This window comes from Bacteroidia bacterium (assembly GCA_033391075.1).
Lineage (GTDB): Bacteria > Bacteroidota > Bacteroidia > J057 > J057 > JAWPMV01.
In genome coordinates this window covers 3,247,248-3,262,569 of record JAWPMV010000001.1, presented here as the reverse complement: position 1 = coordinate 3,262,569, position 15,322 = coordinate 3,247,248, and the positions used below count along the sequence as shown (strand labels likewise).

Annotated in this window: 14 protein-coding genes; 4 read left to right on the top strand and 10 right to left on the bottom strand. The window is 42.1% G+C overall.

Going from position 1 to position 15,322, the window contains the following annotated elements; all coding sequences use genetic code 11:
- Nucleotides 1-27 precede the first annotated feature (27 nt).
- The 3 genes from R8P61_13175 to rfbB form a co-directional block, all read right to left on the bottom strand.
- Complete coding sequence (locus tag R8P61_13175; GenBank protein MDW3648012.1) at nucleotides 28-3,333, bottom strand: glycosyl hydrolase; 3,306 nt, start codon at nucleotides 3,331-3,333, stop codon at nucleotides 28-30.
- A 133-nt stretch (nucleotides 3,334-3,466) separates the two neighbouring features.
- On the bottom strand, nucleotides 3,467-4,240 hold the full coding sequence (locus tag R8P61_13170; GenBank protein MDW3648011.1) for a hypothetical protein: 774 nt from the start codon (nucleotides 4,238-4,240) through the stop codon (nucleotides 3,467-3,469).
- Nucleotides 4,241-4,244: 4 nt separating this feature from the next.
- A complete protein-coding gene (gene rfbB, locus R8P61_13165) occupies nucleotides 4,245-5,309 on the bottom strand; it encodes a dTDP-glucose 4,6-dehydratase (GenBank protein ID MDW3648010.1) in 1,065 nt (354 codons plus the stop codon).
- Nucleotides 5,310-5,521: 212 nt separating this feature from the next.
- Here rfbB and R8P61_13160 point away from each other — a divergent pair, with 212 nt between their 5' ends.
- Complete coding sequence (locus R8P61_13160; GenBank protein ID MDW3648009.1) at nucleotides 5,522-6,508, top strand: VWA domain-containing protein; 987 nt, start codon at nucleotides 5,522-5,524, stop codon at nucleotides 6,506-6,508.
- 8 nt (nucleotides 6,509-6,516) lie between these two features.
- Complete coding sequence (locus R8P61_13155; GenBank protein ID MDW3648008.1) at nucleotides 6,517-6,840, top strand: hypothetical protein; 324 nt, start codon at nucleotides 6,517-6,519, stop codon at nucleotides 6,838-6,840.
- A 47-nt stretch (nucleotides 6,841-6,887) separates the two neighbouring features.
- Here the strand turns inward: R8P61_13155 and R8P61_13150 are convergent, their stop codons facing one another.
- The 4 genes from R8P61_13150 to R8P61_13135 all read right to left on the bottom strand — a co-directional run bounded on the left by R8P61_13150 (nucleotide 6,888) and on the right by R8P61_13135 (nucleotide 9,061).
- The gene (locus tag R8P61_13150) at nucleotides 6,888-7,379 is read right to left on the bottom strand and encodes a DUF4252 domain-containing protein (protein MDW3648007.1); all 492 of its coding nucleotides are present in this window, start codon (nucleotides 7,377-7,379) and stop codon (nucleotides 6,888-6,890) included.
- Nucleotides 7,380-7,487: 108 nt separating this feature from the next.
- Nucleotides 7,488-8,042, bottom strand: coding sequence for a DUF4252 domain-containing protein (locus R8P61_13145; GenBank protein MDW3648006.1), 555 nt, complete (start codon nucleotides 8,040-8,042; stop codon nucleotides 7,488-7,490).
- A gap of 1 nt (nucleotide 8,043) precedes the next feature.
- Nucleotides 8,044-8,517 (bottom strand): hypothetical protein, encoded by a 474-nt coding sequence (locus R8P61_13140; GenBank protein MDW3648005.1) that lies wholly within the window; start codon nucleotides 8,515-8,517, stop codon nucleotides 8,044-8,046.
- Nucleotides 8,518-8,521: 4 nt separating this feature from the next.
- Entirely contained in the window at nucleotides 8,522-9,061 is a 540-nt protein-coding gene (locus tag R8P61_13135; GenBank protein MDW3648004.1) for an RNA polymerase sigma factor, read from the bottom strand.
- Between the two features lie 204 nt (nucleotides 9,062-9,265).
- Between R8P61_13135 and R8P61_13130 the strand changes: the two genes are divergently transcribed.
- Together R8P61_13130 and R8P61_13125 are read left to right on the top strand one after the other, a co-directional pair.
- A complete protein-coding gene (locus R8P61_13130) occupies nucleotides 9,266-9,685 on the top strand; it encodes a hypothetical protein (GenBank protein MDW3648003.1) in 420 nt (139 codons plus the stop codon).
- Nucleotides 9,686-9,794: 109 nt separating this feature from the next.
- Nucleotides 9,795-10,190, top strand: coding sequence for a hypothetical protein (locus tag R8P61_13125; protein ID MDW3648002.1), 396 nt, complete (start codon nucleotides 9,795-9,797; stop codon nucleotides 10,188-10,190).
- Nucleotides 10,191-10,240: 50 nt separating this feature from the next.
- Here the strand turns inward: R8P61_13125 and R8P61_13120 are convergent, their stop codons facing one another.
- From R8P61_13120 to R8P61_13110, 3 genes are read right to left on the bottom strand one after another with little or no spacing between them, the layout of a single operon-like run.
- A complete protein-coding gene (locus R8P61_13120) occupies nucleotides 10,241-11,683 on the bottom strand; it encodes a DASS family sodium-coupled anion symporter (protein MDW3648001.1) in 1,443 nt (480 codons plus the stop codon).
- 22 nt (nucleotides 11,684-11,705) lie between these two features.
- Nucleotides 11,706-13,199: a DASS family sodium-coupled anion symporter gene (locus R8P61_13115; GenBank protein ID MDW3648000.1), complete on the bottom strand. Its 1,494-nt coding sequence runs from the start codon at nucleotides 13,197-13,199 to the stop codon at nucleotides 11,706-11,708.
- A 25-nt stretch (nucleotides 13,200-13,224) separates the two neighbouring features.
- Nucleotides 13,225-15,318, bottom strand: coding sequence for a molybdopterin oxidoreductase family protein (locus R8P61_13110; protein ID MDW3647999.1), 2,094 nt, complete (start codon nucleotides 15,316-15,318; stop codon nucleotides 13,225-13,227).
- Nucleotides 15,319-15,322 lie beyond the last annotated feature (4 nt).

Here is a 15,322-nt window from a genome sequence, read left to right as displayed (position 1 = left end):
TCCCCCTGTATTTATACTTTTGGAAAATTATTCCTTGTTCCAAACAGGCATTCTTCCCGGAGTATATGGAGCTCCATACTTCTCCAGCATTTTTTCCATTTCTTTCACTTCTTTTACAACTTCTTTCAAGCTGGCGTAAACCGGCTGAAATTCTTCAGCTGCAATTTCATATCCTTGCTCCATAGTTTTGGTAGGAGCTGAAGTAGAGCTGAACATGCCAAACATCACCGAGTTGATTCTGCCTGAAATAGAAGGAGCTGTTTCAAATTGTCTGCGGCTAAGGCTTTGATCTCCATTCATTTTCAAGCTAATTCCCCGCATTTTTTCTTCCAGCATTTTTACGTCCTTATTCTTTTCAAACGGAATGCTAGGAGTAAGTCGGATAGCTTCTTTGATATGTTTCAATTTATTGTCCAGTTCTCTGTAGAGATTGCCCGCACCACTGACAGCCTTACTTAACTCACTTACCTTTTTCTGGAAAGCAAATAGAGCAGCTTTGTCTGCAGGAGGTAGCGTTGAGTTGTTCAAAGGAACTACCTTGAATTCAACAGGTCCGGCTAACTCGGTCATTTCAGCATCTTTTACCATTGCCATAGAAACCGAATAGGTTCCGGGCATAGCAAGCTGGCCTCCGCCGCCGCCAAATCTGCGACCACCCCCTCCTCTCACTGAGATCGGACGTGGAGAAGGATACCTGAAGTTCCAGTTCATTCGCTTGATGCCTTTGGAAGCAGAACTTTTCATGCGGTTGGCAATATTTCCATCTGAGTCTTTGATCGTAAAAAGCAGGTATGCTTTTTCCTCATTGTCCTCAGCTCTCATTTCATCAAAACTTGGATATTCAGGATTTCCACCATCTTTGACTGCTTTCTTTTCAGCAGCTTTTCTTTTCTGCTTGATCGTTTTGGGACTTTCTTTGAGGTAATAGGTGAAAGTCGCGCCAACACTTGGGTTGGGAGTTGTAAAGTAGTCGGATCCCTGAGAGCTTTTCCCTCTGCCTCCGATAGGACTGCTTTGGAGGAAGATCAAGGCATCTTTGATGGCAAAAATATGTGCATCCTTGTCCATCTGCTCTTTACCGATTTCTCTTAATGGAGCATAATTATCCAGTACATAAAATCCTCTGCCGAAAGATGCCAGAACGAGGTCATTTTCTCTCTTTTGGATTTCCATGTCTCTAATGGCAATTGTGGGTAAACCAGATTTCATTTGGGTCCAGTTTCCCCCTCCATCAATACTCACGAAAACTCCAAACTCAGTTCCTGCAAAAAGAAGATTCTTATTTACATGATCTTCTGCTATACAATAGACCGATCCTCTTTCTGGTAGATTGGAAGCTATAGAAGTCCAGCTAGTTCCCTTGTCTGTACTTTTAAGGATGTATGGCTTGAAATCTCCATGCTTGTGATTGTTAAATACTGCATAGACAGTACTTTCATCATGTTGCGAAGTGAGGAGCATATTCACATAGGTCATATCAGGTATGCCCGGGAAGGATTCCATTTTCTTCCATTCGCCTCCGCCATTTTCGCTTACATGAATCAGTCCATCATCCGTTCCAGCATATAAAAGACCTTCTTTTACGGAAGATTCATGAAAGGCAACAATATTTCCATAGATAGAGGTGGAGCGGTTTTTTGCCACAGCGTCCATGCTCCATACTTTGCCCATTACAGGCAATTTGTTTCTATCCAACTGTCTGCTAAGGTCTCCACTAATGGCTTCCCAGGTATTTCCCCTGTCTTCGCTTTTGAAGACTTTATTCGCAGAGAAATATAGACGGGTAGCTTTGTGAGGACTGATCATCAAGGGAGCATCCCAGTTCCAGCGAAGTCCAGCTTCCCCTTTTCCAGCTTGAGGTTGAATGTTGATTCTTTCCCCACTTTTCTTGTCATATCTCACCAACCATCCATATTGAGCCTGTGCATAAACAATGTTAGGATTCTCGGGATCGATCTGAGACTCAAATCCGTCTCCACCATTGGTAACAAACCAATCGCTGTTTACAATACCCGAAGAACTGGTAGTTTGTGAAGGACCTCCTAAGCTGAAGTTATCCTGTGTACCACCGTATACATTATAAAAGGGTTCTGCATTATCCGTTGCAACTTTGTAAAACTGAGTTACAGATAAATTAGATCTGTAGCTCCAGCTTTTTGCAGCATCCCAGGTTTCGTAAATACCGCCATCACAACCTGCCAAATAGTGCTCAGGGTCTTTGGGATCAATCCAGAGACAATGATTGTCCACATGCTTATCACCTTCCCCCAAAGCGACGAAGGTCTTTCCTCCATCATTAGTTACTAGATTCCAGGTATTCATCACATATACTCGATCCACATCATGAGGATCTGCAATAATTTCCTGGTAGTAGTTGCCACTGGTAGTTTGGCTGCTCATTTTCTGCCAGGAAGCGCCGCGATTGGTCGAACGATAAAATCCCCCTCCATTCTCTGCTTCCAAAATCGCATATATTATGTCAGGATTCACAGGTGAAACGGCCATGCCTATTCTTCCAATATCACCACCTGGGATACCTTTCTGAGACTTGAACCAGCTCTCTCCGCCATCAGTAGATTTATAGATTGCTGATTCTGGTCCACCTCCTAAAAAGGTCCAGACTTTTCTGGCTCTTTGCCAGGAATTGGCATACATGATATTAGGATCACGAGGGTCGATAAATACCTCATTGACTCCCGTATGTTCGCTGATGTCGAGTACTTTCTTCCAGTTTTCTCCACCATCCGTAGTTTTATACAGGCCTCTATCCCCTCCAGAGCTCCAAAGAGGTCCCTGGGCTGCTACGAAAACTGTATTCTCATCTTTGGGATGAATAAGGATCATTCCGATATGCTCGGAATTTTTCAGGCCCATATTTTTCCAGGATTTCCCTCCATCCATAGATTTATAGACTCCATCTCCATAGGCTACAGATCTTTGGCCATTATTCTCACCCGTTCCTACCCAAATGGTATAGGGATTGGTGGGAGCCATTTCAACAACTCCTATGGAATAGGATTTCTGGCTATCAAATATAGGTTTGTAGGTAGTTCCGGAGTTTGTGGTTTTCCAAACTCCTCCAGAAGCAACCGCTACATAATATTCTGAGGGTTTTTGAGGATTTACCGCAAAGTCAGATATCCTTCCGGAAGTAAGTGCAGGCCCAATGGCGCGGAATTTAAATCCGCTTAGGGTACCGGAATTTATCAAGCTTTTTTCTTTGCTTTCCGTTTTCTCTTTATCGGAATTTTTATCCTTCTTTTTCTTTTGAGCCCATAGTTCTGTTTGGCCAAGCATCGACAGACACAGGAGCATGCATAGTAGATGTCTCATCTTAGATAGAAGTTTCGAATTTAGGTTTGTGATAAAAGGATAAATTAGGACAATTTTTTCACATAGGCTGAATTGACAACCACCTAAATGAGACTCTATGGACAAACCTCCATAAATTATCGACAAACGCTCTTTAGCTCCACATACTCAGGACTGAATCCTCTGAAGAGTTATAGCTTTCTGCAAAGTACTCTGCCAAAGCCTTCCAATAATGTTTCTGAAGGTAATTTTCATCTATGCCTCCGATATAGTGAAAAATGGAGCCCATAGCTGCCAGGCTAAGCAGATGTCCCATCTCATGTCTGAGTAAATGCTGCCAGCCGGGATTAATGAAAATGAAATTGCCCATATTAAGTCCAGCAAATCCCTTCATAGGCCTTATCAGGCCTCCATAGATCGTTATAGAAGAACAATGAGGGGCCCAGTGGAAGCGAAGTCTGATTCCATGGAGTAGGGGATGTAAATAGCCAAATGGTGCGAAGAAAATATTGATCAGGAAGATCAACATGCCGGGAATATTTACTAAAATACTCATAGGAAGTATCCAATTGAGCCAGGAAATGAGCCTGTGATAATGTTGATTTCTGGATATCCTCAGGAGACTGGAGGATAAAAGGATCAGAACGATGAGGATACTTAAGGCCAAACTTCCCGTAAAATAAAAAAGGAGAAGTGCATTCCAACCTGTATTTAATCCAATCATGCTTCCTCGTGCAAATTCACCTATCTGTGTTTTAGAGAGTTTACTCGCTACAAAATAAAGGAGCCCCATATGCAGAATGGCAAATAGGGTAAGAAGGATGTAGCCCCAGAGCGTCAATTGTTGTGAACCCGGATAATAAATAGATGTTGAAGCTAGTGAGAGGATTGCACCCAGTGGACTGAGTGTGATGTTTTTGCGTTTCAAGCCTTTAACCTAATAACCTGTTACCGTATTGTTTTTCATAATAAGAGCGGTAATCTCCAGAACGAACATTGCTGATCCATTCTTTATTGGCAAGGTACCAATCTATGGTTTTCTCCAGTCCTTCTTCGAAAGTTAGCGATGGACGCCAGCCCAATTCATTTCTCAATTTTCCAGGATCAATGGCATATCTATGATCATGGCCAGGTCTGTCTGTAACATAGGTGATCAAAGAGGAAGAACTTCCCCCTTCTCTGCCCAGTTTTTTATCCATGATTTTGCAGAGTAAGTGGATGAGATCAATGTTTTGCCATTCATTTTCTCCTCCAATATTATAGGTGCTGCCATTTTTTCCTTTGTGAAAAATCAGGTCGATTGCTGAGCAATGATCTTCAACCCATAACCAATCCCTTACATTCTCCCCTTTACCGTATACCGGCAGGGCTTTTTCTTCAAGAATATTGGATATGAAAAGGGGAAGAAGTTTCTCAGGAAATTGAAAAGGACCGTAATTATTGGAGCAATTACTTACAACAAAAGGCAGTCCATAGGTATTGCCATATGCTCTCACAAAATGATCGGAACTCGCTTTGGAGGCGGAATATGGACTGCGAGGATCATAAGCTGTTTCCTCGGTGAAAAATTCGCCATCTGCCAGAGAACCATAGACCTCATCGGTAGAAACATGGTAGAAGAGATGTTCTTCCATATTTGCTGCCCAATTTGACTTGGCTACATTGAGCAGGCTAACAGTTCCTAATACATTGGTCGTTACAAATTCGAGAGGATTGAGGATGCTGCGATCTACATGGCTCTCCGCTGCGAGATGAATCACATGGCTGATCTTTTTCTCACTGAAAATAAGTTCCATTTGATCCGCATCGCAAATATCTCCTTTAATGAAGCTATAGTTTTTCTTCCCTTCGAGATCACTCAGGTTTCCCAAGTTTCCCGCATAGGTCAACTTATCCAGATTATAGACCATATAATCGGGATATTTTTCAACAAAATGCCTGACTAAATGAGATCCGATAAAGCCTGCTCCACCTGTGATAAGAATATTTTTCTTCATGCATAAAGATATTAAACGACAAAGATATAGCTTTCCCCCAAATCTTTAGGTCAATTTTCTCCTTTGAGTTACAAGTTGCCTCTAAGGGAGGCTTTTTTACCTAAACGGAAATAAAAGCTGACTGATTCGTTTGTTTTGAGCAGGACTTAAAATTAATTTGCCGAAAAGATATCCGCACAAGAATATTTCTTATAAAAGTGTATTAGGATTACATGAAGGAGCTTGTTGGCATAGAGACGTTTAGAAATCCGGAGGCATTGCTTTTGTTGGCATTGATCCCAATATACTTGTTCTGGTATATCCGCTTTTATCGAAAGCAAAGGCTTTTGATTCGTTTGAGTTATGATCCCGGTAAACTCAATAAAAGCGGACCTAAATTGAGTTTTCTCAGACATTTTCCCCGCGCGTTACAGCTTAGTTCACTGGCGCTTATCATCGTGGCTATTGCCAGGCCTCAGGAGGTCAATAAAATCATGGAAAAACGAACAAATGGGATGGAGATTATGCTCCTTCTGGATGTAAGTAGTTCTATGGAGCAGGATGATTTCAGGCCTTCAAGATTGGCTGAAGCTAAAAAGACGATTAAGTCTTTCACTGCCAATCGACCCAATGATCGCATCGGTTTGATCTTGTTTGCTGCGACTGCCCTTAATTATGTGCCTCTGACACAGGATTTGAATTACCTCAACCGAATGTTGGATGATGTTGGATTTGATTTCCTGCCCAAAAATGGGACTGCCATTGGACCCGCGATGATCATGGGGATCAATCGGATGAGGGACCATGATACAGAAACAAAGGTGATGCTCTTGATCACAGATGGGGCTAATAATCGGGGCGAAATAGATCCCATATCCGCTGCCCGTCTGGCTGCTAGTTTCGATATAAAAACCTATACGATTGGGATTGGTCGCAGGGGAAGCGGGAGGAATACAGCTAGTAAAGAGGTTGGACTGGATGAAGAAAGTTTGCGAGAGATTAGTCGAATTAGTGGGGGACGATATTTCTTTGTCAATAATTCAACAGCATTGGCTTCTGCTTTGGGCAAAATATCCAGTTTAGAAGCCTCCGAAATCCCCACCATCCCTTTACGGGAGGTAAAAGATTATTATCCTATTTTCGTACAGGTAGCCATCATATTGCTTGCACTGGCTTACCTGCTGATGCTGACCTTTATTTACAATCCCCTGGAACAATAAATCTTGTCATGCTACAACCGGAAAAGATTTTTGAAGAAATCTGTAATCGCTTTCTGGAAAACTTTCCAGAAGTAGAAGCTGGAAAAATGATGAGAGCTCCGGCCTTGAAAGTGAATGGGAAAGTGTTTTGTTTTTTCCACCAGGAGAAAATGGGATTCAAACTTGGGAAAGAAACCGATATTGAACGCGAGGAATTAAAAGAAGCAGAGTACCTGAGCCCATTTAAGAATAAACCCCCTATGAAAAACTGGTTCATTTTACCCTTTGTTTCTCTGGAGCAGTGGGAAAATTTAGCAGAAGAAGCTCTCGAAAGAGTAAGCAATGAAAAATAGAAGACCCGGATGTCTGCTAACATCCGGATCCGTCAGGTCAGTCTAATCTAATTTTTTTTCAGTTTTTCCAGACCGTCTATTTCAACTTCATCATATAAGTTGTCCAATTCTTCCGTTGGTATCTTTCCTCTCAGACTCATGATCGTGATGCTGTCGTCTTCATCAGCGATCATTACCAGTTCACTTATGATTCCATTGGATTCCTGAACCATGAAATTGAATCGTGTATCGGAGTCACGAACGGTAATCAGGTCTTCAAAATTCTCGTTCTTGATCTGATTGGCAAATCCTCTGACTTCAGATAAAGAAATACCGCTGGAGCCTTTGGGTGCACTGAGCAATTGAAAGCCATCAATCCGGATTTTCTTATTCGCTTTATCTTTATTTTTTGTCATGTTAAAGAGATTGCCGCTAATCTCAATAAGGGTGTAATCATCATTGTCTTTGTGCGCTTCAAAAAACTTTTCGATACTTCTTGACTGAGCTGACATGAAGATGGGTAAAACCATCAGACTTAGGATGAAAAATTTAATTTTCATAAATAATTATTAGTGGGTTAAAAGATAGATTCGGATATAGTTTTCCCAGCCTAAGAAATTGTTCTCAGGATTTAGGAGATAAATACGTGTTTCGGAAACTAGAGGAGCCTATTCCTCTTCTTCATTATTATTGTTGTCGTCTTCCTCTTCTTCATCTGAAGGACCTATGTCATCGGCAATATCGATTACACTATCGAGGTCTAGGTTCACTCCTATAATGCTCATCATAAAAAAGCTGTCATCTCCGCCAATCAGCATCAACAATTCACTGACTTTATTTTCACCAGCCATTTTTACCAGAAACTTGACATCACTATCAGGTTCACGAATTGACATCAATTCTTCATAAGATTCCTGATTGAGTTTGCTGAAAATCTCATCATAGAGGCGGTTACCATTTATAGAATCAGCACTGAGAATTCGTAGACCGCTGATTTGTCTGATGGTTTCCTTCATCTCAGGACTTGCATCCTGCTGTTTATTGGCACCCATCAGTCTAAACATACGGGGAGAAATATAAATACTGGTAAATTCCTCCTGATCCATATACTTACTAAAGTATTTGGCGATCGCATCATTTTGTGCATGCAGTTGTTGAGGAGCTGCAGCCAAAAGAAATACACAAAGTAGTGTGGCCAGAGATATATAGAATTGCTTAGTCATTTTATTTTTTTGTATAGGATTCAACCAGATCGGATAGGATATGGATCTTCCTGAGTTTCTTTTTATGCTTTTTGGTGGAATTCATTTTGGTTGAAATGAGAAGCAAAGCTTCCTGGGTGGCTGCATAAGCTTCTTCGGGAGTCTCATAGGTATCAACATATGCCATACTTCTCCTATTGTCCTCTTCATTCAATCTTATTGCCAGGCTGATGGTTGCAAATAGGAGAGCAATCGCTGCGGCTATGCCTACTGCCCAACGCATGATATTGATGCGTCTTCCTCTGGTGGCAATCTTATCCGCTACTTTAATTTCTTTAGGTATGCGAATATCTGCTTCCTTTTCATACCAGTTCATCAATCGAGAGAGTCGTTGATTCTCTGGGCTGTCGGGAGCCGTCTTCAACCATTCCCTCAATTTCCGCTCGTCCTCCAGACTGCTTTCTCCTTGCCAATATTTTTCGATAAGGTCTTTCATAAGTTTATTCACAAGATTCCTTCATCGGTCTTTTTTTTTGTTCTTCTACTTCGAGCTTTATCATGGCCGTCCTTATTTTTTGACGGGCTCGAAAGATATTAGTCTTAACCTGGTTCATGGATATTTCCAGTATTTCAGAGATTTCCTCATAGCTATTTCCCTCGATCTCTCTGAGTTGGATGCACATCCGTTGTTTTTCAGGAAGTTTTTCGATGATCCGACTTACATGATCCAGCATGTCGCGGGTCTCGGTTTCTCTTTCAGGGCTTTGATTGCTATCCAGGTAGTACAGACTTTCTACTGCTTCATGCGGTTGGTTCGGTTTAGCCTTTAGCTTATCCAGAGATTTGTTTTTTACCATCCGCATACACCAGGCTTCTTTGTTCTGAATCGTGCCGAGGTCCAATCGCTTTTCCCAAACTTTCATCAGTACCTCCTGAACCACATCCTCAGCTTCCTGGACACTGCCAAGGATCCTCAGGGCAAAGCGATAAAGCTTGTTCTGAGTTTTGAGAATAGAGTTTGGAAAGTCTTGTATTGCCATTTCAAGAGGATGACGATTGGGGAAATGCTTTGTTACAGCTCTTAGAAAAAAAAATTAAAATTCTTTCCAAAATTGATTGAATACCCATTTCAAACAGCTGAATTATGGAACTTCCATTGCTCAAATAATATAAATAATCTTTGGGATTGAATTCTTTATTTACTTTTTTGATTCTTTAATACACCTAATTACCACTTCTTGACTATGAAAAACTTCTCTCTAAAACTATTGCTATTTGCTTTCTTGTTTTCTATTGCTGCAATACCTGTAAACGCTGGGAGTGCTATGCCTAAAACTCCTGCTACAGAAGCAGCGAAACCTATGACAAAAAAAGAGCTTCGTAAGCAGAAGCGGGCAGAAAAGGTTGCCAATTTTGTCAAGAAGAGAATGGAAAAGAAAGCTGCTAAAATTTCTAAAAAACGTAAAAAAGGAGCATTCGGAGACTGGGACAAAAATTTGCAATTGGCTGCTATATTTGCTGCGATTGCGATTGTGTTGGGTATTCTTTGGAGAGTCTTCGTCTCTGGTTCTATTACCGGCTATGGATTATTTGCAACCCTTAGTGGACTGGCCTGGCTGGCTGCTGCTGTTTTCCTTGTCCTCTGGTTGATTGACAACGTTTAAGAACAAATCTTTAAGGGGCAACTTTCACAGAGAAAAGCTGTCCCTTAAAGGATACCTACTTTTACAAATCACTTGTTACAAACACATTTATAACCAACCATTTCTTACTATGAGAAACTTTATTCTAGGAATTCTGGTCTTTAGTTTTATGGGGCTATTTGCTCCCGCGATTAGCTTGGCGGGAAGTGCTATGCCCAAGGCTCCAGCGCCGGTAAAAACACATACTAAAACTAAAAAGGAATTACGTAAGCAAAAGCGTGCCGAGAAAATTGCCAACTTTATCCAAAAACGCGTTGAAAAACGTATGGTTAAAATGGAAAAAAAGCGCAAGAAGAACGGCTTTTCTGATCTTGACCGTAACCTTCAATTGGCAATCATCTTTGGATTGGGCGCTGTTGTATTAAGTATTCTAGGATGGTTCCTTCCATTCCTTTGGGTACTCAGTGGTCTAGCCTGGTTGATTGGTATCGTATTCCTCGTACTCTGGATTGTCGAGAACGCTTAGGAAAAAACAATATGAATTGATTGAGCCACCTTTTAGGTGGCTCTTTTTTTTTAGAATAAAACAGGAATCAGGGTCTGAGCGAGAATGGCAAGAAGAATAATAGAAATAATGTTGAGTACAATTCCAACTCGGGCCATCTGGTATACTTTGATATGGCCACTGGCAAAAACAATGGCGTTTGGGGGGGTTGACATAGGAAGCATAAAAGCACAGCTGGAGGCTAGGGCTATAGGAATGATCATGTGAACAACAGATACATCCAGCCCAATAGCAATACCAGCAACTACCGGAGCGAAAATGGCCACTAGTGCGACATTACTCATCAGCTCCGTCATAAAGAGCATGACAAAAATGAGGAGTGTGCTTACTGCAAATACACTTAGTCCTTCCTGTTGGGATATAGTCGCACCTATCAGATCTATAATTCCTGCTTGAGAAAGACCATTGGCCAGTGCCAATCCTCCTCCAAATAGGATCAATATCCCCCAGGGGAGATTTTTTGTGTCCTCCCACTTCAATGCAAACTCTCCTTTACTAAAACTAATTGGTACACTTAACATAGCCATGGCTGCTACCATACTGATGCTCGTATCCGTAAGCTTCAGTTCCGGGAACCAGCTATTGATACTGGCACGCATAATCCAGGCTAAAGCGGTAAGGAAGAAAATAACTAGTACCAGTTTTTCCTCTTTTCGGATCGGTCCCAGTTTTTTCAATTCTTCCTCTATTACTTCAGAAGATTCGGCCATATTTCCCAGCTTATTGGGATAGAAAATTTTGGTGATGACAAAATAGTTTACCCCTAATAAAACGGCTGCAAGTGGAACACCCATGATCATCCAATTGACAAAACTAATGGTAATCTGATATTCATTTTCCAGGAAACCAGCCATAACCGAATTGGGAGGGGTGCCAATGAGAGTAGCCATACCTCCTATATTGGCGGAAAAGGCAATGCCCAGCATAATGGCCAAAGCAAAGGATTGTTCTTCTTTGGTGAATCCATCCTTGTCATCGATCAATAGTTTGATTACAGAGAGGGCAATCGGCAGCATAACAACAGTACTTGCTGTATTACTGATCCACATACTCATAAGAGCTGTAGCCAACATAAATCCCAGGATGACTCCATTTGCATGAGTACCGGTTAGTTTTATGATCGAAAGGGCAATTCTTTTGTGCAACTGTACTTTTTCCAATGCGAGCGCAATCACAAATCCTCCAAAAAAGAGGTAAACGATGGGACTGGAATAATTAGCCGCTACCGCTTTTATATCCATGATTCCTATCAGGGGAAAAAGGGTGAGCGGTAATAAGGCCGGAATGGCGATGTACAAAGCTTCTGTCAGCCACCAACAAATCATCCAGGCTGCGACAGCAAATACTTTTTGAGCCGTAGGATTGATAATCTCATAAGGGAAAAACAGAATAATCAGAAATAAGATAGGACCCGTAATAAATCCGATCTTTTTATACAAGGGATATTCCTGCATGGGCTATTTCAGGGCTTATGTATCAATTGGAAGGAAGTACGTTTTTTAATCCTTCTGGAAAAGTACTGGGGTCAAAATCCCAGAGCATGGGTAAAATTATATAGACAAAGGCTGTAATGATAAAAATGGAAATAATATTCATCCAAATCCCACTTCTTACCATATCGGGTATGCGTAAATAGCCAGAGCCAAAAACAACCGCATTGGGCGGGGTGGCTACGGGCAGCATAAAGGCACAGGAAGCAGCAACTGTAGCTCCTACCATCAAGAGGAAAGGATGTACATCTATGCTGAGGGCCATAGGTGCCAGTATGGGTAAGAGCATGGAGGTTGTTGCGAGATTTGAAGTGATCTCCGTAAGGAAGTTAACGGCAGCAACCAGAATCAACACAAGGAAGACAATACTCAATCCATCCAATAAACTCATTTGGGTTCCAATCCAAACGGCAAGCCCGCTGGATTTAAAGCCTTCAGCCAAGGCCAGACCGCCTCCAAACAGCAGAATGATTCCCCATGGGATTTTTACAGCTTCATCCCAACGGATAAGTTTTTGTCCTCGATCTGAACTGGGCAGCAAGAATATTAAGACCGCACTGCTCATTGCGATGATGGTATCATCCAGTGCTTTTATACCCAGACCTTCATTGAATATAGGAACCCGGAAAATCCAGCAAAAGGCGGTTAAAATGAAAACAGCCAATACCCATTTTTCCTCATAACTCAATTTCCCCAAGGATCGTAATTGACGTTGGATTTCACTTTTGCCACCAGGAAACTCTTTTTGTTTGAAGCTAAAAGCAAAACGGGTCAGATAGAACCAGCATACACCCAAGAGAAGGATAGAAATCGGGAATCCAAATTTGAACCACTGGGCAAAACTGATCTCTATACCATAGATTTCTTCTACTACAGAAGCTAAGACCAAATTGGGCGGAGTTCCTACCAGAGTCGCAACTCCACCAATGGAGGCGCTATAAGCAATTCCCAACATGAGGGCTTTTCCAAAGATTTCGTTCTCATCTTCCTGGGTCTCTGGATTGTCTTTGAGTTGTGCAATAATGGCCATGCCAATAGGAAGCATCATCACTGAAGTTGCGGTATTGGAAATCCACATGGAAAGGAATGCTGTAGCTACCATAAAGCCCAGAATTATCATGATGACATTTGTCCCGATGATATTGATGATGCTGAGGGCTATTCGTTTGTGTAAATTCCATTTTTCTATGGCCACAGCAAGGATAAATCCTCCTATGTATAAGAATACATAGCGGTGTCCAAAGGATGCCGTGGTAGATTTGATATCCATTCCACCTGTAAGTGGAAAGAGGATAATAGGCAAAAGAGCAGTTACAGCAATTGGCACGGCTTCGGTGATCCACCAGATGGCCATCCAAAGGGTAGTCGCCAGTACTGCATTGGCTTCTGGGCTCATTCCTTCCGGATGAATGCTCAAAAGCGTGAAGATAAATGCCAGAGGCCCCAGAATCAGGCCGATAGTTTGAGAACTAGGTTTCATGTAGTAAGTAGTGTTATGCGCGATCCTAAATCTTTTCCACTCGAACTGCCACCCCATTTAAAGCAGCATTACCGGTGAGTTCGTCTATATATAGAGGATCGGTAAGATCATTTATACTCACTCCCGCATGGGCACTGGCGATATCCATTTTGATTCCTTTCCTGCCATGTCCCCATCCATGAGGAATACTGATAACCCCTTGCATGATTTCATCGGAAATTTCTGCAGGAATATCAACACTTCCCACCCGCGAGCTGATCCTGATCTCTTCTTTATCTTCAATCTTCAATGAGCGGGCATCTTCAGGATGAATCAAAGCTGTACAACGTACTGGACCTTTGACCAATCTTTGAGAATTGTGCATCCAACTATTGTTGGATCGCAGATGCCTTCTTCCGATCAAAGAAAAGGAAGTTCCGTCCTCTTTTCTTTTTTCATACATCGATCTTAATCGCTTAAGGTCATCAAGAAAAAGCTGCGGACTCAATTCAATTTTTCCACTATCTGTTAAAAGACGGTCTTTAAGGCAGGGGTTTAAGGGGCCCAGGTCTACTCCGTGAACTTCTTCTTTGAGTTTTTCCAGACTGAGTCCTCCTTTTGCATAAGTGCTGCCTGAGATGGCAAAGGCCAGCATTTGCTCGGAAGTATAATGCGGACTTTTCTTTTCTTTCATGCGATCCGTGAGCTCCTGGTAAATTTCATAATCATGTCGCTGTTCCTCCCTTTTGGTGAAGAGCGCTTTTGAAAATTTACTGGTATTACGGATAGCCAGACCATGGAAGGCAATGTCATATTGATCGACTTCAAGACCTGTGGTCGGAGGAAGGATGAGGTGAGCATGACGCGTAGTTTCATTGATGTAAATATCAATAGCCGCCATAAACTCTAATTGCTCGAAAGCAGTATCCAGTTTCCCGCCATCCGGGGTTGAAAGTACCGGATTGCCGGCTATGGTGATCATGGCTTTGATCTGGCCTTCACCAGCAGTGAGGATATCTTCACTCAAAGCAGAAACTGGCAATTCTCCACCAAACTCCGGAAGGCCTCGGACACGACTCTTCCATCTTGCAAATCTTTCTTTCCCTTTTTTACCCCTTTGAAGAACGAGGTCTACAACGGGTTGCGTAAACATAGCTCCTCCTTCGGAATCAATGTTCCCTGTAAGCAGATTCAGGAGCGTAAACATCCAATTGCATAGCCCACCGAATACCTGTACACTTAATCCTAAACGGCCATAGATTACGGCTTTGTCCGCTTGAGCAAATTCATGGGTCAAGCTTCGGATTTTTGATGCAGGAACTCCACATAAGCTTTCCATTTCTTCCGGACTAAAGGGAGCAAAATATTCTGCTAGTCCTTCCATGCCTTCCAAATGATCTGCCAGGGCTCCAGGGGCTACTAACTTCTCTTCGAAAAGTGTATGAAGCATGGCTGCCAATAGATAGGCATCCGAACCTGGCTTTACGAATATGTGTTCATCAGCTTTATCCGCAGTTTCAGTTCTACGAGGATCGATCACAATAAATTTGCCTCCCCTTGCTTGTAAGGCTTTTAATCTACCTGCAAAATCAGGAGCTGTCATCAGGCTGCCATTGGATACCAGCGGGTTGCCTCCCATGATGAGCATAAAATCTGTCCGATCAATATCCGGAATGGGTATACTCAGGGGATGCCCGAACATGAAGTGGGCAACTATATGATGAGGTAGCTGATCTACCGAGGTTGCAGAAAAGCGATTGTGCGTATTGAGAGAACGGACAAAATTAGGGCTAAAGAGGCTGGAACCTAGATTGTGGACATTGGGATTTCCCTGATACACTCCTACGGAATTTGTACCATATTTTGCCTGTACAGATTTTATCCCACTTACCATCATCTCATAGGCTTCTTCCCAACTGATCTCTTCCCATCCATTTTCTGTGCGTTTAACGGGCTTCTTTAAACGATTGGGATCTTCGTAGACATCCTTTAAAGCGACAGCTTTGGGACATATATGTCCTTTGCTAAAAGGATCCGCTTTATCTCCCCGTATTTTAGTCACAACCCCATCTTCATGATGGACTTCAATGCCACATAAGGCTTCACAAAGGTTACAAGTTCTGTAGTGGATTTCAGGCATAATA

What these genes read in the sequence shown, in the direction of transcription:
- R8P61_13175 (MDW3648012.1), bottom strand. Translation starts at nt 3,333, where the DNA reads ATGAGACATCTACTATGCATGCTCCTGTGTCTGTCGATGCTTGGCCAA.
- rfbB (MDW3648010.1), bottom strand. Translation starts at nt 5,309, where the DNA reads ATGAAGAAAAATATTCTTATCACAGGTGGAGCAGGCTTTATCGGATCT.
- R8P61_13160 (MDW3648009.1), top strand. Translation starts at nt 5,522, where the DNA reads ATGAAGGAGCTTGTTGGCATAGAGACGTTTAGAAATCCGGAGGCATTG.
- R8P61_13155 (MDW3648008.1), top strand. Translation starts at nt 6,517, where the DNA reads ATGCTACAACCGGAAAAGATTTTTGAAGAAATCTGTAATCGCTTTCTG.
- R8P61_13150 (MDW3648007.1), bottom strand. Translation starts at nt 7,379, where the DNA reads ATGAAAATTAAATTTTTCATCCTAAGTCTGATGGTTTTACCCATCTTC.
- R8P61_13145 (MDW3648006.1), bottom strand. Translation starts at nt 8,042, where the DNA reads ATGACTAAGCAATTCTATATATCTCTGGCCACACTACTTTGTGTATTT.
- R8P61_13140 (MDW3648005.1), bottom strand. Translation starts at nt 8,517, where the DNA reads ATGAAAGACCTTATCGAAAAATATTGGCAAGGAGAAAGCAGTCTGGAG.
- R8P61_13135 (MDW3648004.1), bottom strand. Translation starts at nt 9,061, where the DNA reads ATGGCAATACAAGACTTTCCAAACTCTATTCTCAAAACTCAGAACAAG.
- R8P61_13130 (MDW3648003.1), top strand. Translation starts at nt 9,266, where the DNA reads ATGAAAAACTTCTCTCTAAAACTATTGCTATTTGCTTTCTTGTTTTCT.
- R8P61_13125 (MDW3648002.1), top strand. Translation starts at nt 9,795, where the DNA reads ATGAGAAACTTTATTCTAGGAATTCTGGTCTTTAGTTTTATGGGGCTA.
- R8P61_13120 (MDW3648001.1), bottom strand. Translation starts at nt 11,683, where the DNA reads ATGCAGGAATATCCCTTGTATAAAAAGATCGGATTTATTACGGGTCCT.
- R8P61_13115 (MDW3648000.1), bottom strand. Translation starts at nt 13,199, where the DNA reads ATGAAACCTAGTTCTCAAACTATCGGCCTGATTCTGGGGCCTCTGGCA.
- R8P61_13110 (MDW3647999.1), bottom strand. Translation starts at nt 15,318, where the DNA reads ATGCCTGAAATCCACTACAGAACTTGTAACCTTTGTGAAGCCTTATGT.